This window comes from Clostridium cylindrosporum DSM 605, from assembly GCF_001047375.1.
Classification (GTDB): domain Bacteria; phylum Bacillota; class Clostridia; order Clostridiales; family Caloramatoraceae; genus Clostridium_AB; species Clostridium_AB cylindrosporum.
This window is the reverse complement of record NZ_LFVU01000027.1, coordinates 132,741-152,332: the sequence shown is the minus strand read 5'-3', so window position 1 is coordinate 152,332 and position 19,592 is coordinate 132,741. Positions and strand designations below refer to the sequence as shown.

Genomic DNA, 19,592 nt, shown 5'->3' with positions numbered 1-19,592 from the left:
ATAAAAGCTACTAAGGCATGCCTTAGTAGCTTTTTTTACTTGCTATTTGAACTGAATATTTTTTTATATAAATTTAATTTATCCATAACACTATTTTTAATACTTTCATAGGCCTTTCCTTGATTACTATTACATAACTCCTTTGAACAAATAATGTTAAAGCATTCATCTATACTTTCAACAGGATAAATATGAAAAAGACCATTTTTAACGGCTTCAATTACTTCATCACTTAAAATAAGTTCTGCCACATTTCTACTTGGTAATATTACACCTTGACTTCCATCAAGACCAAACCTTTTGCAGACCTCAAAGAATCCCTCTATTTTCTCATTCAATCCCCCAACTGGTTGAACTATACCCTTTTGATTTACAGATCCTGTGACTGCTATTCCTTGATTTAAAGGTATATCTGAAAGACTTGATATTAATGTTATTAATTCTGCAAGTGAAGCACTGTCTCCGTCTACTCCACCATATAATTGTTCAAAACATATGCTAGCCCCAAAACTAATAGAATTTGTTTTCCCAAATGTTTCGTTAAAGTATCCTGATAAAACCAGTACCCCTTTGCTATGAATATTCCCACTCATATCAACTTCTCTTTCAATATTAACAATTCCACTTCTAGAGGCATAAGTTGAAACCGTTATTTTACTTTGTTTTCCAAATCTAAAATCACCGATATCTATAACAGATAAGCCGTTTATTTCACCTACTTTGTAACCCTTTGTATCTACAATATACTTGCCTTCTTCATATCTTTCCATTGTTTTATCTTTGTATATTCCATGTCTTCTTTCTATATTTTTAAGAGCATTTTTAATATTCTTTCTAGATATTTGCTTTTCTTTATTTTCCTTAGAAAATATTGCGGCCTCTTCTATAAGGTCTACTATTTTCTCCATTCTCCCAGTATAATAATTTCTACTGTCCGCACTTCTACACGAATACCTTAAAATTTCTTTTACCCCATCTCTTGTTATAGGAGGTATATTATTTTCCTCACAGTAATTAGATATAAAACCTAGTATTTTCAAAGAGTTTGATGAACAATTTTTTATCTCCTCATCAAATTCTGCCTTAACCTTAAAAAATTCTCTAAAGTACTCATCATTGTTGTAAAGAAGATAATATATATAGGGGCTTCCTAGCAGAACAACTTTTATATCTAATGGTATTTCATCAGGTTCTAAATTTGTTAGTGATATAATATCATATTGATTTTTTAAACTCTGAAGACTTTCAATTGATACCTTTTGAGTTTTTAAGCTTCTTTTAAGTGCTATCCAACCTCCATAGCTTTTTAGAAGTGCCTCTGCCTCAAGCACAATATATCCACCATTTGCTATATGCAAACTTCCTGGCTTTATCATTGTAAAGTCTGTAACTAAGCTTCCCTGCTTATTTTCATACTCTATACTTCCAATCAAGCTACTATATTCTGGTTGCTCTTCATAAATTACAGGGGCTCCTTCTACATCTCTTGAACTTATGAAAACATTAACACTATATCTTTTAAAAAAACTTTCATCAAATTCTTCTGAATCCTTTTCATCTTCGTAGTCAATAAAAATATCAATATTTTCTATTATATCAATCTCTAAATCTTCTATATAATCTAGTATATCTTCATTATATCCATATACTTTTCTTAGATTTTTTATTGAATCATCCATTATAGTTAATGCTACTTTAGTATCAAGTTCTTTTAGTTCATTTGCCATTTCTTTTTTTATTTCTTTAGTCTTCTTTATTACTTCCAGTGCCACGAGCTTTAGTTCTGATACTTTAGAATTTATTTCTTCTTTCTTATCCTCCTCAAGCTCATCATATTCTTTTTCACTCATTTCTTCATTTCCACTTATGGGCACAAAAGCAAATCCATCGGAAGTATTTTTAACCTTAAAACTATTTTCTCCTGCTCTTTGCTGAAGTACTGATACTACCTTTGATATCATTTTTTTATATTTATCAATAATATCGTTTCTTTCTCTTTCATAAATATGGTCTGAAAAACTCTTTGGCACATCTTTATAAAGAAGATTTATAAGCTCATCAATATCCTCCTTAAAGTTATATGCTGTGCCAGAATTTAGTTTTAATGCCTTTGGCTTATAGGGATCGTGAAAGTTGTATACATAACACCAATCATGTGGTGTAGGAAGTTCTTTTGCATGCCTTTTAAGCTTATCAAGAATATAACTTCTCTTCCCTGTTCCCATACTTCCAGATACATACATGTTGTACCCCTTTCTATAAATAGAAAGGCCAAACTCTACGGCCTCAATTGCTCTATCTTGTCCAATTATACCCTTATATCCACTTATCTCACTTGTATCTTTAAATTCTGGCAAAAAATCAAAATTCATCAAAAGGTCTTTATATGTTAGCTCTTTCTTATAATGCAATACTATCCCTCCTTTGCCTTAATATATAATATTCATAACTATTAATATTAAGCCATGAATTTTTAAGTTTTTTTAAATCTAAAAGCTTTATTACTTATGATATTTACAAAACTTAACATGTGTTACATAATATTTCTTTTTATAATAGGAATTTATCTATTTATCTAGAAAATAGTATAAATACTTCTATAAATCATAAATATAAAAGTATAGGTCTTGTCACTAAATTTTAAAATTCTTTTTATAATATTAACAATTATCTTAATATTTCAATATTTTTTTATTGACATCCTTATCAGAATATTATAAAATTTAGCCAAGACATAGTTAGAAGGTAATACCTATTCTTTAATCAGGTAATACCTATGACCTATATATTGTGAACCAATCATATTTTGAAGGAGGACGAAGATATGGAAAACAAAAAAATTAGCCCAGTTGATGAAAAGCTGCCTGTTGGTAAACTGATTCCGCTTGGATTTCAACACGTTTTTGCAATGTATGCAGGTGCCTTGGCGGTTCCACTAATTCTTGGAGGCGCGATGGGACTTGATACTGAACATCTAGCTTATCTTATCGCAGCTGACTTATTTACTTGTGGTCTAGCAACATTAGTACAGGCTCTTGGAATTGGTAAGTATTGCGGTATAAGACTTCCTGTTGTTTTAGGATGTTCCTTCGTTGCAGTAGGTCCAATGGTTGCAATTGGAAAAGATGCAACTCTTCCAGTAGTATTTGGTGCTGTAATAGCTTCCGGTTTGTTTATATGGCTTATTGCAGGGTTATTCGGAAAACTTACTAAGTTTTTCCCACCACTTGTTACAGGTATAGTTATAACAACAGTTGGATTATCACTTTTCCCTGTAGCTATAAACAATGCTGCAGGCGGAGCTAAAAGTCCTGGTTATGGAAGTCTTGAAAATTTATTCCTTGCAGGAGTAACATTAATCGTTGTAATCATAATGAACAGATTTTTTAAGGGCTTTTTACAAGCTATATCAATCCTTATCGCACTTATAGTAGGTACTATTATTGCTTCATTCATGGGAATGGTTAACTTTGATGAAGTTGCACACTCTGGTTGGTTCAAAATAGTAACACCATTCTACTTCGGAATGCCAGAATTTAGAGTAGATGCAATTGTATCATTATGCTTAGTTGCTATAGTAACAACAATTGAAGCTATCGGTGTATTTATAGGACTTGGAGAAATATGTGACAAAGAAATTACAGAAAAAGATATGGTAAGAGGTATCAGAGCTGAAGGTATAACAAAGATCATGGGTGGTGTTATGAACTCATTCCCATATGCTACTTTCTCTCAAAACGTTGGACTAGTTACACTATCAGGTATAAAGAGCCGTTACGTTTGTGTAACAGCAGGTATCATACTAGCTATACTAGGAGTTATTCCTAAGTTCGCAGCTCTAGGTACAGCAATCCCAGTTTCAGTTCTTGGTGGAGCAACACTTGCAATGTTTGGTATGGTTGCAGTATCAGGAATGAAGATACTATCAAAGGTTGATTTCTCAAAACAAGGAAATCTTCTAACAATCGCTATATCAATGGGTATTGGTCTTGGATTCAAATTCGCTCCAGCTGCACTTGTGAACATTCCACACGGTATCAAAATGTTCCTAGAAGATGGAATAGTTACAGCAAGTATACTTGCTATAGTTCTTAACATAGTATTTAATTACAAAGACCTTAACAAAAATAAGGTTGAAGGTATTACAGAAAGTGTTGGTGGACACTAAAATAATACTTAACTTTTCAAACCTACAAAAAAGGACTAGCTAAAAGCTAGTCCTTTTTTAATATTACTTTTCTTCATTATTTATCCCAATTATTTTAAGCGAACTACTAGTCCCAAGTCTATCTGCTCCAGCACTTATCATATTTATAGCATCCTCATAACTTCTTATTCCCCCTGATGCCTTAACTTTTAATGATCCTTCTACAGCTTTTTTCATAAGCTTTACATCATCAAGTGTTGCACCTCCACCTGAAAAGCCTGTTGATGTCTTTACAAAATCTGCTCCTACTTCCTTAGCTAGTTTACATGCTATTTCCTTTTCCGTGTCTGTTAATAGGGATGTTTCAATTATTACTTTAACAACAGCTTTATTTCTTGCCTCAAAAACAACTGAATTTATATCACTTCTTACATAGTCAATATCTCCTTCTTTAAGACGTCCTATGTTTATTACCATATCAACCTCATCTGCTCCATTTTCAATTGCATCCCTTGTTTCTAATGCTTTTACCTTAGAGGTAGATGCTCCTAGGGGAAAGCCTATAACCGTACAAACCTTTACTTTACTTCCTTCTAGTTCATTCCTTGCGTGAGATACAAAGCAAGGATTAATACAGACCGCTGCAAAACCATTTTTCTTAGCTTCACTGCATAAAGCCTTTACCTCCTCTAATGTCGCTTCAGGCTTTAAAAGTGTATGATCTATAAATTCTTTAATATCTTCCTTTTTCAAAGCAATTCTCCCTTCACTTAAATAATAGATAACGATTATATTTTATAATATTAATACATAAAATATAACATAAAGAACAATATAATAACATCTTAAGCTTTCCATGTGCTACTCCATTTAATTTAAAAATATATAGTAAAATTTATATAAAAATATGTTATAATTAAAGTGGTATCGTTTTATATTTTATAAAAATTACATATAAAGGAGATTGAAAATATGGGCTTCAAAGAGACAATTTCTAAAAAGTATGCAGATGCATACTACAAAAAGTATGGTGATAGAATTACTCAAGTCCAAGGACATGTGCTTAGCGTAAAAATTACAACTAAAACTATTCTTTGGATGTTTAACATATTTACAGCTGATATAGTTATAAAGCTTGATAGAACTAAATCAGTTGTTAGGTGTCAATACAAAGTTAAAAAATGGTTTAAGATGCCAGGATTTATGAACCTTTCCCAAGGACATTCTGTTATAGTTCAAGGTATCAAGGGTAAAAAAGGCAAGGAAAATAGTGATGTTATATCAGTAGTAAATATACGTAATCTTACTAACAAATCTGATCTTATTAAAGTGGATCAAAAGATAAAAAAGGTTCAACAAAGACAATATAGATAAAAAAACTCCTTAGATTAATCTAAGGAGTTTTCTAATTATTATACTTTATTTTTTATACCAAAACAAACTGGATATTAATGATATTGCTCCTGAAAGAAGAAGTACTACACCCCAATTTAAAATGCCTAGACCTTGTGTATGGAATATAGATTGCATCCATGGTGTATATACTATTAACATTAAAAGAGCAAATGATGATATTACTGCTAATATTAGATAGACGTTAGTAAATAGACCTACTTTGAACACAGAGTTTCTTTCAGATTTACACTCAAATACATGGAAAAGCTGTGACATAACAAGGGTACATAGTGCAACTGTTCTTGCCATTTTAAGATTTCCATCAGCATAGACTAATGTTACTGCAAATGCTACAACTGTAGAAACTCCGATTAGAGCCCCTCTTAAAACAATCTTGCTCCAAAGGCCATTTGCAAATATACCTTCATTTTTATTTCTTGCCTTTCTCATCATAACATCTTTTTCGCCTTTTTCAAGACTTAGTGCCATAGCAGGAAGACCATCAGTTGCAAGATTAACAAGAAGTATTTGTATAGGTAAAAGTGGTATAGGAAGTGACATTAAAGATGCTATAAACATGGTTAATACCTCACCAATATTACAAGCAAGTAAATATCTAAGGAACTTTCTTATATTGTCATAAATAACTCTTCCTTCTTTTACCGCCTCAACTATAGTTGTAAAATTATCATCTAAAAGTATCATAGATGATGCTTCCTTTGTTACATCAGTTCCTTGAATACCCATTGCAATTCCAATATCAGCTTCTTTAATAGCAGGCGCGTCATTAACACCATCTCCTGTCATGGCTACAACTTGATCTTTGCGCTTAAATGCCTTAACTATTCTGTATTTATGTGAAGGACTAACCCTTGCAAACACTCTTATTTTATTAATAACACTATCAAGTTTAGCATCACTCATTCTATCTAGTTCTTCCCCGGTTATAACCATGCTATCCTTCTCAATCATTCCTAGTTTATCTGCTATAGCCTGTGCTGTAAGCTTATGATCTCCAGTTATCATAACAGGAGTAATTCCAGCAAGTCTACATTCAAGTATAGCATCCTTAACCTCTTCCCTTGGTGGGTCTATCATACCAGCAAGTCCTAAAAATATAAGGTTATCTTCTACTATAGAATCAGCATCCTTATAAGCTAAAGCTAAAACTCTTAATGCTTCTTCAGCCATTTTATTACTAGCCTCTATAACCTTTTCCCTGAAAGTAGAATTTATTTTTACAACTTCCCCGTTAACCAGTGCATATGTACATCTTGAAAGTACTCTTTCGGTAGCACCCTTTGAAAACATTCTTTTATTACCATTTTCTTCACATAACACTGACATCATTTTTCTATCAGAATCAAATGGATTTTCCTTTATTCTTCTAAATTGATTTTTAACTAAATTTCTATTTCCAAAAGCTTTTTCACCTAGGATAACAAATGATATTTCTGTTGGATCTCCAACATAACTTGGTACCCCACCTCTTTTAGGTTCAGATATTGAGGCATTGTTACAAACAACTCCACACTCTAAAGTTCTTTTTAGAGTTAAATCACTTAGAAGGTTTACCCTTGAATCATTTTTAGTAATGTTACCACTTATGTCATACCCACTTCCTGATACTTCATAATAATTATCAATTGTATATATTTTTTTAATTGTCATTTTATTTTGTGTTAAAGTACCTGTTTTATCTGAACAGATTACCTTTGTACATCCTAAGGTCTCAACAGCTTGCAATTTTCTAACTAGAGCTTTTTTCTTCATCATCCTTTGGACTCCAAGTGCAAGTGATACCGTAACTATAGCTGGAAGACCCTCTGGAATTGCTGCAACTGCAAGTGAAACTCCAACTAGGAACATTCTGTATACATCTTCCCCTCTTATAATCCCAGTTATTGTTACCGCAGCACAAACTACTAAACATCCTACAACAAGTACTTTACCAAGATGATCTAATTTTTCTTGAAGTGGTGTTTGTTTCGTTTCTATTTCACCTAGCATGTCTGCTATTTTACCCATTTCAGTACTCATACCTGTTGCTATAACCTTTACTTTTCCTCTACCACTTATGACTGTACATCCCATGAATAGTGAATTTTTATTTCCAATATTTGAATTACCTTTATGTACAAATTTCTCAACTGGAACAGATTCCCCAGTTAATATAGACTCATCACTTTGAACCCCAAACCCTTCTATTAATACAGAATCCGCTGCTATTCTATCCCCGGCTTCAACTATTAAAATGTCTCCTGGAACAACTTCCCTAGCATTAATCGCTTGAATTTTACCATCCCTTATTACATTAGCAGTTGGGGATGCTAAACTTTGGAGCGCCTCTAGTGACTTTTCTGTTTTAAATTCCTGAACAAATCCTAATATTGCATTTATTAAAATTATAATTAATATCGTAACAGCATCAGCTTTTTCTCCCATGAATCCAGATATTAGTGTAGCACCAAGTAAAATCCATGTCATAAAGTCATTAAACTGTGCAATAAGGATTTTTATCGCAGATATTTTCTTTTTGGCTTCAAGCTCATTATAACCATACTTCTCTAGTCTTTTGTGTGCATCTTTAGATGTTAGTCCCTTATCTAAGCTTATACTTTCATGCTCAAGGGCATCTACTTTTTCTAATCTCATTAACTTACACCTCCCGTAATACTTTATTCTTATTTATATTAAGTAAACTTCTAAATTAGAAGTAAACTTTTATAAAAAAAGTGTATTAAATTTAGTCCTTATGTTATAATTAGGACGTTAGGCTACTATCTCTCAATGTTGATAATTCCTACACTTTAAGACTATTAAAGTTATATGCTAAATATTTATAAAGATTAATTAATCTTGTCTTCAAATATTTACATTTTTAAATAATTGTTTATAATGAATTGTAGTTATTTCGGAGGTGACCGTATAAATGAAAGATGTTATTTACATAACAGGACATAAAAGTCCAGACACAGATTCTATTTGTTCAGCTTTATCATACGCTGAATTAAAAAAACAACTAGGTTATGAAGCAAAGGCTGTTAGACTTGGAGATGTTAGTCGTGAAACTCAATTTGTACTAGACTACTTCGGTGTTGAAGCTCCAATGTATCTTGAAACTGTTAAAACAAAACTTTCAGAGCTTGAACTTGATGGCGCTGAAACTATATTACCTAGTGCTACAGTAAAAAAAGCTTTTAAGTTAATGAATGAGAAGGAAGTTAAAATCCTACCTATAACAGATGAAGACAAAAAACTTATAGGTATAACTACTCTTTCTGATATGGCTGAAAAGTATATTGGAACACTTGAAACAAACGTACTTTCAAAAAGCAATGTAACCATTGAAAACATTATAGATACCCTTGAGGGTACTGTAATTTCTGGAAATGACCTTGGTGAAATTTCAGGTGAAGTTGTAATTATTGCAATGTACCCAGATGATGCTAAAAAGTTCATCAATAAAGGTGATATAGTAATTACTGGTAATGTTGATACAAATCAACTAGCTGCAATTCAAAATGGAGCTTCAGTTTTAATTGTTACAGGTGCATTCAACGTAGATCCTATGATTATTGAGGAAGCAAAATCTAATGGTACAGTTATTATAAGTACTCCATATGATACATTTACAGCTTCAAAATATATACATCAAAGCATTCCTATATCATATATATCTACGCAACTTGATAATATAGTGTCATTTAAAGACTATGAGTTTTTAGATGATGTTAAGGAACAAATGACTAAAACTAGATTTAGAAGTTATCCTGTAGTAGACTCTTGTGGTAAGATAAAGGGCTTTATTTCTAGATATCATTTAATAACACAAAACAAAAAGAACCTTATTCTTGTAGACCACAATGAAAAATCTCAGTCTGTTGCTGGTATTGATGATGCTGAAATCTTAGAAGTTGTTGATCATCATAGAATTGCTGACGTACAAACTGCAAAACCAATTTACTTTAGAAATGAAACAGTTGGTTGTACTTGTACTATTATTGCAAAAATGTATTTTGAAAATGGTATTGAACCATCAAAGGAATATGCTGGTTTAATGTGTTCAGCTATACTTTCAGATACATTAAAATTCAAATCACCAACATGTACTAATATTGATATAGAAATAGCTACTAAACTAGCTAAAATAGCTGGAATTAATATAGATGAGTATGCTATGGAAATGTTTAAAGCAGGAACTTCACTTAAGGGGAAAACACCTGAGGAAATATTCTATCAAGACTTTAAAGATTTCTCACTATCAGGCTATAAGATAGGTATAGGCCAAGTTAATACTATGGATATAGATGGTCTAGGTGATACGAAGACTGATATCTTAAAGTTTATGGAAAAACTTTGTAATGATAAAAACTACAGTATAGTTACTCTAGCTTTAACTGATATAATTAAAGAAGGTTCTGAACTTTTATTTGTTGGACCAAATAAAGATATACTTGCTAGTGCATTTAATATAGATGTATCAGGAACTAGTGCATATCTTCCTGGTGTTGTTTCAAGAAAGAAACAACTAGTACCACCTATATCAACTGTTATAGAAAGATAATATAAAGGCTACTGAAAAATTCAGTAGCCTTTTTTACTATTTAATTTGCATCCTTTATAGATAATTCAACTTTTTTAGTTGTTTCATCAATTTTAATTATTTTAGCATTAACTGATTGACCTATTTTCAAAGCCTCTTCTGGTCTATTTATTCTATCCTTAGATATCTTTGATATGTGAACAAGACCATCAACACCTTCTACCACTTCTACAAAAACCCCAAAATCAGTAAATCTTAGAACCTTTACAGGTATAATATCCTCTTCCTTATACTTTAGAAGCATATTTTCAAATGGTTCTTTTTCAAGCCTTTTTATACTACCAGAAACCTTTTTATTTTCATTATCTACCCTTAGGATTACAGCCTCAGCTCTAGTTCCTTCCCTGTATTTATCCTTAATATTTAGATTTCTAGACCAAGATACTTCTGCTTTTGGTACAAAAACATCTACATCTCCTATATTAATAAATAATCCAGGTTCTATAATAGCCTTAACAGTACCTGATATCTTTTTTCCCTCGACTAAACTATCAAATGTTTCTCTTATTTTATTTTCTTTTTCTGCCTCAAGAATTTCTTTTCTTGAAACAACTAGTTGAATATCTTTTCTATCTTCTTTAATTTCACTAATATTTACTTTAACTTTCTTGTTTAATATTTCACTAGAGTCTTTCACCCCTGAAAGGGATGATGGCATAAATACTCTAAATCCATTGAAACTTGCTCTATATCCACCTTTAATTTCTTCCAATATTTTAACTTCTATTTCTTCCCCTGACTTTTCATATACTCTTATTTTTTCAATTTCATTATCCTTTTCTATAGAAACTCTACTTAAAAGAACATTTCCCTCTCCATTGTTTAGCTTAACAACATCAGCTTCAATAATCTCTCCCTTTGAGAAATAATTTTCGAAATTCTCGCTTACTGATGGTACCTGTGAAATTTCAAGTACTGCATCTGACTTGTAGCCTATATCAACGTACATTTCCTTGTTTCCTACATGTATAATTGTTCCCTTTACTCTTGAACCAACATGTACATTTTCCATTTTACTAAAATACATGTCAAAATCCTCATCGCTAATTTCTTCCATCTGTTTTTCTACATTTATATCAACCTCAAGTCCTTTAATCTTTTTTATAACCCTATCAATTAAATACTGAGGAGTTGATGCTCCTGCTGTAATACCTACTTTATCACAGCCTTTAATAAGACTTAAGTCAAGTTCTTCCTCTGTCTCAATAAAGATAGCATTTTCGCAGGTTTTATTAGCTATATCATAAAGCTTTCTAGAATTAGAGCTGTCCTTGCCACCTATTACTATCATTAAATTAACTAACTTTGACATTTCACGAGCTTCAGATTGTCTCTCATCTGTTGCACTACATATAGTATCAAAAATAACTATTTCCTTGGAAGTTCCTATAATGCTACATATTATTTCTTTCCACTTCTCTCTATCAAATGTTGTTTGAGCAACTACACATAATTTGCCGCCTTTTAAATTATTAACTTCTTCTTTTTTTGAGATAATAAAAGCATTATTGCACCAACCACTAATCCCCTTTACCTCTGGGTGAGATTCGTCTCCTATAATTACAACTTTATAGTTTTCATTGCACTTTTTCTCTACTATTCTATGTATATTCTTAACGAATGGGCATGTAGCATCAACTATATCTACTTCTCTTTCTTCGAGAACTTTAAATTCCGCCTTAGATATGCCATGGGATCTTATAACAACACTTGAACCTTTACGAGCATTGGATAAGTCATCTAAAATAGTAACTCCCTTTTGTCTTAAATCTTCAACTACTTGTTTATTATGTATTATAGGTCCATAGGTTTTAACTTCCTTTTCTTTATTTAAAGAATTAACCTTCTCTAAAGCATTTTTTACTCCAAAACAAAACCCTGCACTTTTAGCTACTATGATCTCCATTAATTGTACCCTCCTTTTTTAAGCTCCTAATCTTGTCTAGAACCATACCGCCTAACTCTTTATAATCATCGCTAGTTAATTTACCTTCTACATTATTAAGTAAATCAATAGGTTTACCATATATCACATTTATTTTTGAGAAAGTTTTAAAACTAGACTCTATGCAAACTGGAACTACAGGCTTTTTAGCTTTTATAGCAAGCATTGCAACTCCTCCTTTAGCCTCAGAGTCCTCACCTTCTTTAACTCTTCTTCCTTCAACAAATATACCAAGAAGCTTTCCATCCTTTAAATACTTTATACTTGTTTTAACAGCATTAAGATCTGCAACTTCTCTTTTAACTGGTATCATATCTGTATTAGTAAAAAACCACTTCCCAAGTTTACTACTAAAAAGTTCTGCCTTAGCCATAAAGGATACTTTTCTTGGGCAGCTTACAACCAAAACAACAGGATCCCAATTACTTAGATGATTAGCTGCTAAAACAGCTCCTCCTTTAGGAATGTTTTCAAGTCCCTTTACTTTAATTCTATATCTAAACATTAAATATAGCTTTACAGCACATTTTACAATCGAATAAAGCAATTCTCTACCCCCTTTTAATAAGAGCTATAATTTCCTCTACAACATCATCTATACTTTTGCCTGTAGTATCTACCAAAACAGCATCCTCTGCCCTCTTTAGTGGTGTCACCTCTCTTGTAGAGTCTACTCTATCTCTTTCCTCTATGTCTCTTATAACCTCTTCTAAACTAACTAAAATTCCCTTATTCTTAAATTCCTTATATCTTCTTTCTGCTCTTTCCTCTACACTCGCAGTTAAGAAAATTTTAAGTGTAGCATTTTTAAGTACCCTTGACCCTATATCTCTACCATCCATAATAACGTTTTTTTCATTTGCCATATCTCGCTGCATTTTTACCAAAACATCTCTAACCTCTGATATTTTAGCAATAGATGATACATTTTCACTTACATATGGAGTTCTTATTTCATCTGAAACATCTTTCCCATCTAAAAAAACACTTCTATTTATAAGGTCTATTTTTGTATTGCCTAAAATATTCATAATTTCTTCTACACTGTTTACATTAATATTTTTATTAAGAACCTTTAAAGTCAGTGCTCTATACATAGCACCTGTATCTATATATTCAAGATTTAATTTATTTGCGACTAATTTACATATTGTACTTTTTCCTGCACCAGCAGGTCCATCAACTGCAACAACTATTGATTCCATTGTATTCCCTCCTAGCTATTAATTCCTGCACAGTATCCCGTTGAAAACGCAACTTGCATGTTAAAGCCACCTGTTAGAGCATCAACATCTAAAAGTTCTCCAGCTATATGTAATCCTTGAATCTTTTTTGACTCCATTGTAGATGGATCCACTTCCTTAATGCTTACTCCTCCTCTTGTTACTATTGCCTCCTCAATAGGTCTTGTAGAAATAATAGTAAGTTTAAAGCCTTTTATTGTTTGTAAAAGCGCTCTTCTCTCTTCCTTTGTAATTGCATTTACTTGCTTATTTTCGTCTATATTTGAGATTTCTATAATAATTGGAATTAACTTCTTAGGTAACAACTCATCTAATGAATTTTTAAACTGTTTATTTTTATTCTTTTCAAAATCCTTCATTATTCTTTTATCAAGTTCTGATTCTGTTAATGCAGGCTTTAAATCTATAAAAAAATCTACTTCACTTGGTAGAATATCACTTACTTTTCTACTTGCTGAAAGTACTAGTGGCCCTGATAATCCAAAGTGAGTAAAAAGCATTTCTCCAAAGTCCTTATATATACTTTTTCCCTTATGTTTTATATTTATTTCAACATTTTTAAGTGAAAGTCCCATAATTTCACTTACCCATTTCTCCTTTGTAACTAAAGGTACCAGCGAAGGCTTTATATCAGTTATAGTATGACCATGTTTTTTTAATATTTTATAACCATCACCTGTTGATCCTGTTAGTGGATATGACTTACCTCCTGTTGCTAAAACCACACTATCACAGGATAACTTACTGTCATCATTTACTTGAACTCCACAAACCTTATTATCTTTAACTAAAATATCAGTAACCCTAGTATTAAATAATATTTCAACCTTATTTTCTCTTAGATACTTATCAAAACACTTTATAATATCACTTGATTTATCTGATTCAGGAAATACCCTATCTCCTCTTTCAACCTTAAGCTTAACGCCCTTAGCCTCTATCATATCCATTACATCTTGATTGGTAAATGTATAAAGGGAACTGTACATAAATATCCCATTTCCAGGTATATTTTTTATTATTTCCTCTATATCCTTATTACTTGTAACGTTACATCTACCTTTACCAGTAATAAACATCTTTTTACCTAGCTTATCATTTTTTTCAATTAAGGTAACTTTTTGTCCCTTTTCAGCAGCTTTAATAGCTGCCATCATTCCTGCAGGACCCGCTCCAACTACAATAACTTTTTTCATTTTTTTCTCCTTTATATATATCCTAACAAGTATAAAATTCAACATAAAAAACTATATTTACAATACCACAAATCCTATAAAAATTGAAGAATTAAAAGCAAGGGGTATCCCTTGCTTTTAATTCTTCAATTATATAGTACTTTTATTTTTATATGTGTACACATTGTATTCATCCCATATATTTTCTAGTGTCTCAAAGGTTTCTGATATCTTTTGCTTTTCCCTTATTCCTACTGCTACAATTAGCGCATTGATAACACTTAAAGGTGCTACAAGAGAATCTACAAATGATGCCATGTTACTTTGAGCTATAAGTGTATAATCTGCACTTGAGGCTAGTGGAGATAAAAGACTATCAGTAATAGCTACTACCTCGGCATTTTTACTTCTTGCAAATTTCAAAGCTTCAACAGTAGTACTTGAGTATCTAGGAAATCCTATTCCTATAACAACGTCATTCTCTTTTACTCTTAGAAGCTGCTCAAACACATCACTAACTCCATTTGAAATTAATCTTACATTATCGAGAACAAGACCCAAATAAAATGCTAAAAAGTCTGCAAGTGCTTGTGAACTTCTATACCCTACTATATAAATTCTATTAGCTCTAAATAAAGAATTAACTACATCTTCAAAAGTTGAATCATTAATCTTCTCAAGAGTAGCCCTTATATTCTCCATATCAGCCTTTAAAACACTTTTTAGTACATTTTCTTCACTCATATAATCACTTGATAGTTCTATTCTTTGTACAGATGTAAGCTTTGTCTTTATCATTTCTTGTAGTGCTTTTTGAAGTTTTGGATAACCACTAAAGCCTAATTCATTAGCAAACCTTACAACTGTTGATTCACTAACATTTACAGTCTGTCCAAGCTTTGCAGCTGTCATAAAAGCTGCTTTATCATAGTGTTTTAATATATATTCTGCTATTAGTTTTTGTCCTTTACTTAATCGTGAAAATTTAAGTTGAATAAGCTTCATTAAATCCTGTCTATTTTGTTCCATAGTCATCCAACCATCCTTTTTGATGCGGTATAATATTTCTAGATTGTAATGATTAAATTATTTAAAAAATGCAATATAATTTTAGCATTTTTTCATTTAATTTGCAAGAATTAAGTCATATTCTTTAAACCCATTTAGCTACATCATTAATAATATTAAAGTTTGTTAAATCATAATGAAGTGGTGTTAAAGTAACAAATCCTTCTCCTATATAGTATACATCTGTATTATCCGTTACATCATCCTTCGGATAACCACAGGTACTATACCCTTCATTTCCATTTTCATCTTTTATGATTTTATAACATCCTTGATAAATTTTGTTTCCTAAATTGCAAACCTTAATTCCTTTTATTTCATTTTTTGGTATATCAGGGACATTTACATTTAGCACAACATCACTTTTAAGATTGTTTAGTATAGCCCTATTTACAATATCTTTAGCATATTGTGCAGCTACTTTAAATCTATCATTTAAATTATCTTGAATTCTTAAAGAAATTGCTATAGAAGGTTTTTTCTGAATTGCAGCTTCAATAGCTGCAGAAACAGTTCCTGAATACAAAACATCGGTTCCAAGATTAGATCCAAAATTTATTCCTGAAATAACTAAATCTATATCATTTGCAATATATTCTATTCCTATTTTAACGCAGTCAACAGGAGTTCCATTTAGGCTGTAGCACTTAGAAGATATACCATCTATAAATGCTTCCTTAAGATATAAAGTATTTTTTAGTGTAATTGAATGACTACATGCACTTTTCTCTGTATCTGGCGCAATAACAATTATCTCATGTTCTTTTTCAAGTTCCATTGCAAGAAATTTAATGCCCTCTGCATTTATACCGTCATCGTTTGTTATAAGAATTTTCACTTATATACACTCCTTTTAAATTTATTAAATATTTTCTCGCCTTTTTATACATAATAAATATATACACATTCCCCTCTTTTAGAAAGGATGACATTTATGATACAAATAGACGATGCTGGAAGTGGTAGCCTAGTTGGTGGTACCGTTATAGGAATAATGCGTGTAGAAACAGGAGATTACTACTACGAAGTAATTCCTATAAAATACTTTAAGTCCCCTTATTTCGAGGATAAGAAATACAATGATTACTCAACTAAAATAATAAAAAGAGGCCTTAATGAGCTATTAGTTTCTAAGGATGAACCTATAGAAATATGTCAAGGATACATGTTTAACTCAGCTAGAAAATACTTACAAGAAAATGGATATAACTTTACAAGTGGAAAAATTGATCAGCCTCTTCAAAACATCATCGAAGAAACCTTTACTGATTACTGCGTAGGTCTTGGGATTCCACTTGATTACCTTGACTATACCAAATATCCTTTTCACTTTCATAGACTTATTAAATGGGTTTTTGCAGATTTTAAATCAAGGGAAAAACTCTGCAAAACTGCATGGAAGAGTTGGAAAAAACACTCTTCTATAGATATAACGAGTTCCTATGATTATATATATAGTGGCAATTACTACTGTTTAAAGTGTGGAAACCAAATAAAAGTTCCATCAAAAATCAAAACAATAAAATACCTTACAAACAAAGAGCATACAATCTATGTTCATACTAAGTGTAATGCTTAAACTTATACTATTATACCTATAAGTTTAGGGTACTTAAACTATATAACTATCCTAAACTTATTCTATTTAAATGCTTTTAATATAGTCTATTTCATCTTGATTTAAATATCTCCATTTTCCAATCTCAAGACCTTTTAGGCTGAGATTTCCTATCTTTTCTCTTTTCAAAGTAATTACATCATGACCGATTGCACTACACATCTTTCTAACTTGTCTATTCTTACCTTCATGTATTACAATTTCCAAAGTAGACTTTCCCTTAACCTTATTTATAATCTTTATACTTGCAGGGGAAGTTATATAATCTTCAATTTCAAGACCATTTCTAAACCTTTCTAATTCCTCTTCTGAAGGAATTCCTTCAACAAGAGCTATATAAGTTTTATTAACTTCATGTGATGGATGAGTCATTTTGTAGGATAAATCTCCATCATTTGTAAGTATTAAAAGCCCTGAGGTATCATAGTCAAGTCTCCCAACTGAAAAAACTCTTTCTTCAACATTTACTATATCCACAACTGTTTTTCTATCAAACTGATCCTTTGATGATGTTATTATACCTACAGGTTTATTTAGAATTATATAAACCTTTTTTTCTTCATAACAAACTCTTTTGCCATCTACTTCTATTATATCTAAATCAGGATCAACAAGAACTATATTTTCAACTATATCTCCATTTACCTTTACTCTTTTATTAAAAATAAACTCTTCTGCTTTTCTTCTAGAACAAACTCCAGATTTAGCTAGAAACTTTTGTAATCTTTCCTTCATAATAAATTCACCTCAACTATAATTAACATGAATAATTATATCAAATAATTTAAATGATAAATATAAAAATGCTACTATACTTTTTATTGATTTTTAATGAATTATAGTATATCATAGTACTAACTTATTTTAAAAATCGATTGATATTACCGTATATGTTTGATGATATGGTTCAAACGTTTCTACTAAGCAACCTATAATTGCTAAGCTACGGGAATTACTTTAATTATGTTATTTGAGGCATAGGTTATTTGTGATTCCTACTACGTTTGGTAGGAGTCTTTATTATTTGTTAGGAAGTGATTAAATGGAGCTATTAAAAAAGCGCATACTGACTGATGGAACAATATCTGAAGGCAATATACTTAGAGTAGATAGCTTTCTAAACCATCAAATAGACGTAAAATTATTAAACGAAATTGGTAAAGAACTACAAAGACGTTTTCAAAACGAAACTATAACAAAAATTCTAACTATTGAAGTTTCCGGTATTGCAATTGCATCAATAGCTGCACAATATTTTGATGTTCCTGTGGTTTTCGCTAAAAAACATCAAGGTATTAACTCCGATCCTGATAGTTATGAATCACATGTATTTTCTTATACTAAAAAACAACCTTATTCTATTAAGGTATCTAAGAAGTTCTTATCTAAGGATGATAAAATACTTATTATTGATGACTTTCTAGCAAGTGGAAGTGCAGTTTCAGGTCTTTTAGATATATTAGAACAGTCTGAAGCTACAGTATCTGGTGTAGGAATTATCATTGAGAAAAACTTCCAAGAGGGTAGACAACTTCTTGAAAGTAAGAACATTCACTTAGAGTCACTAGCTATTATTGATTCTATTAGTGATGGGACAGTAAATTTCGCCTAATTATCGCATTTATAAATTTTATTAACTTTAAATATACGTCTATAGTTTAAAAGCAGTTAAATGAGAGGAGTCATTTAACTGCTTTTTTCTATATTTTACAATATCCCTTGTTTATTAATTTTATAACATGATCATCAAATATTTTTTTAATGTTTATATTATATTTCTCCTCCATACTATAAAGCAAATTAAAACAATTTTGTACAATTGAAAATAATTCATAAACATACTTAGTATTTGAAGCATCTTGATCTATAACAGGAATTTCCCCATTGTCTCCAACAAACTTCCCAAGTTGCGCTATTTTTCCCATAGAGAATATTATCAGATTCATAGTTTTTTCTAAGTTTAAATTTCTATCTGTAGGTGCAAAGTGTATGTATCTACAATTTCCTTTTAACTCAAATATTATCTGCTTTTTATATTCATCTACACTATATTTATTCATATATCCATTAAATAAGCTTTGTACATCTATTTTTTTATTTTCAAAAACAAATAATTGAGATGCACAAACCTGAGCAATATCCATTATCTCTCCCATAACATTATTTAAATGAACTTTATACTCTTCTCTTATTCTATAAACTTCACTGTCACTTAAAAGAAGACAATTTGTATCATTAATTTCTTCATATTCTCTTAGTGACTCAATAGCATAATTGCATTCTGCCACTTCTTCTACTAACTTCTTAAATGTTGTTTGTTCATTTGGTCTTAAGCAATTAAGTTCTGGTAATTTCATTATATAACAATCTATCATATCTTTACTCCTAAATTTC

Annotated in this window: 16 protein-coding genes and 1 riboswitch; of the genes, 5 read left to right on the top strand and 11 right to left on the bottom strand. The window is 31.0% G+C overall.

Features of this window, described 5'->3' with window-relative positions; genetic code table 11:
* Positions 1 to 35 precede the first annotated feature (35 nt).
* Positions 36 to 2,411: a Lon protease family protein gene (locus CLCY_RS09190; protein WP_082141778.1), complete on the bottom strand. Its 2,376-nt coding sequence runs from the start codon at positions 2,409 to 2,411 to the stop codon at positions 36 to 38.
* Positions 2,412 to 2,824: 413 nt separating this feature from the next.
* Between CLCY_RS09190 and CLCY_RS09185 the strand changes: the two genes are divergently transcribed.
* Positions 2,825 to 4,168 carry a nucleobase:cation symporter-2 family protein gene (locus CLCY_RS09185; protein WP_048570834.1) on the top strand — a complete coding sequence of 448 codons (1,344 nt, stop codon included), beginning with the start codon at positions 2,825 to 2,827 and terminating at the stop codon, positions 4,166 to 4,168.
* A gap of 63 nt (positions 4,169 to 4,231) precedes the next feature.
* Here the strand turns inward: CLCY_RS09185 and deoC are convergent, their stop codons facing one another.
* Positions 4,232 to 4,900, bottom strand: coding sequence for a deoxyribose-phosphate aldolase (gene deoC, locus CLCY_RS09180; RefSeq protein ID WP_048570833.1), 669 nt, complete (start codon positions 4,898 to 4,900; stop codon positions 4,232 to 4,234).
* Between the two features lie 219 nt (positions 4,901 to 5,119).
* On the opposite strand from deoC, the gene CLCY_RS09175 reads away from it, so the two are divergent.
* Positions 5,120 to 5,521, top strand: coding sequence for a hypothetical protein (locus tag CLCY_RS09175; RefSeq protein WP_048570832.1), 402 nt, complete (start codon positions 5,120 to 5,122; stop codon positions 5,519 to 5,521).
* 45 nt (positions 5,522 to 5,566) lie between these two features.
* Here the strand turns inward: CLCY_RS09175 and CLCY_RS09170 are convergent, their stop codons facing one another.
* Positions 5,567 to 8,197 carry a calcium-translocating P-type ATPase, SERCA-type gene (locus CLCY_RS09170; protein WP_048570831.1) on the bottom strand — a complete coding sequence of 877 codons (2,631 nt, stop codon included), beginning with the start codon at positions 8,195 to 8,197 and terminating at the stop codon, positions 5,567 to 5,569.
* 277 nt (positions 8,198 to 8,474) lie between these two features.
* On the opposite strand from CLCY_RS09170, the gene CLCY_RS09165 reads away from it, so the two are divergent.
* The gene (locus CLCY_RS09165; protein ID WP_048570830.1) at positions 8,475 to 10,109 is read left to right on the top strand and encodes a putative manganese-dependent inorganic diphosphatase; all 1,635 of its coding nucleotides are present in this window, start codon (positions 8,475 to 8,477) and stop codon (positions 10,107 to 10,109) included.
* 40 nt (positions 10,110 to 10,149) lie between these two features.
* Here the strand turns inward: CLCY_RS09165 and CLCY_RS09160 are convergent, their stop codons facing one another.
* The 6 genes from CLCY_RS09160 to surE form a co-directional block, all read right to left on the bottom strand.
* Positions 10,150 to 12,054: a bifunctional 4-hydroxy-3-methylbut-2-enyl diphosphate reductase/30S ribosomal protein S1 gene (locus tag CLCY_RS09160; protein WP_048570829.1), complete on the bottom strand. Its 1,905-nt coding sequence runs from the start codon at positions 12,052 to 12,054 to the stop codon at positions 10,150 to 10,152.
* Positions 12,035 to 12,640 (bottom strand): lysophospholipid acyltransferase family protein, encoded by a 606-nt coding sequence (locus tag CLCY_RS09155; protein ID WP_048570828.1) that lies wholly within the window; start codon positions 12,638 to 12,640, stop codon positions 12,035 to 12,037. Before CLCY_RS09155 ends, CLCY_RS09160 begins: the two co-directional genes overlap by 20 nt.
* Positions 12,641 to 12,644: 4 nt before the next feature.
* Entirely contained in the window at positions 12,645 to 13,298 is a 654-nt protein-coding gene (gene cmk / locus CLCY_RS09150) for a (d)CMP kinase (protein ID WP_048570827.1), read from the bottom strand.
* Positions 13,299 to 13,309: 11 nt separating this feature from the next.
* Positions 13,310 to 14,533: a BaiN/RdsA family NAD(P)/FAD-dependent oxidoreductase gene (locus CLCY_RS09145; protein WP_048570826.1), complete on the bottom strand. Its 1,224-nt coding sequence runs from the start codon at positions 14,531 to 14,533 to the stop codon at positions 13,310 to 13,312.
* Between the two features lie 129 nt (positions 14,534 to 14,662).
* Complete coding sequence (locus CLCY_RS09140) at positions 14,663 to 15,541, bottom strand: MurR/RpiR family transcriptional regulator (protein WP_048571157.1); 879 nt, start codon at positions 15,539 to 15,541, stop codon at positions 14,663 to 14,665.
* A gap of 124 nt (positions 15,542 to 15,665) precedes the next feature.
* Positions 15,666 to 16,418 (bottom strand): 5'/3'-nucleotidase SurE, encoded by a 753-nt coding sequence (gene surE, locus CLCY_RS09135; RefSeq protein WP_048570825.1) that lies wholly within the window; start codon positions 16,416 to 16,418, stop codon positions 15,666 to 15,668.
* Positions 16,419 to 16,514: 96 nt separating this feature from the next.
* Here surE and CLCY_RS09130 point away from each other — a divergent pair, with 96 nt between their 5' ends.
* Entirely contained in the window at positions 16,515 to 17,159 is a 645-nt protein-coding gene (locus tag CLCY_RS09130; protein WP_048570824.1) for a hypothetical protein, read from the top strand.
* A 66-nt stretch (positions 17,160 to 17,225) separates the two neighbouring features.
* On the opposite strand, the gene CLCY_RS09125 is transcribed toward CLCY_RS09130, so the two are convergent.
* Complete coding sequence (locus tag CLCY_RS09125; protein ID WP_048570823.1) at positions 17,226 to 17,933, bottom strand: pseudouridine synthase; 708 nt, start codon at positions 17,931 to 17,933, stop codon at positions 17,226 to 17,228.
* A gap of 129 nt (positions 17,934 to 18,062) precedes the next feature.
* Positions 18,063 to 18,164, top strand: a riboswitch (purine riboswitch).
* Between the two features lie 76 nt (positions 18,165 to 18,240).
* Here CLCY_RS09125 and CLCY_RS09120 point away from each other — a divergent pair.
* Positions 18,241 to 18,810: a xanthine phosphoribosyltransferase gene (locus CLCY_RS09120; RefSeq protein WP_048570822.1), complete on the top strand. Its 570-nt coding sequence runs from the start codon at positions 18,241 to 18,243 to the stop codon at positions 18,808 to 18,810.
* A gap of 88 nt (positions 18,811 to 18,898) precedes the next feature.
* Here CLCY_RS09120 and CLCY_RS09115 read toward each other — a convergent pair whose 3' ends face one another.
* Complete coding sequence (locus CLCY_RS09115) at positions 18,899 to 19,573, bottom strand: hypothetical protein (protein ID WP_048570821.1); 675 nt, start codon at positions 19,571 to 19,573, stop codon at positions 18,899 to 18,901.
* Positions 19,574 to 19,592 lie beyond the last annotated feature (19 nt).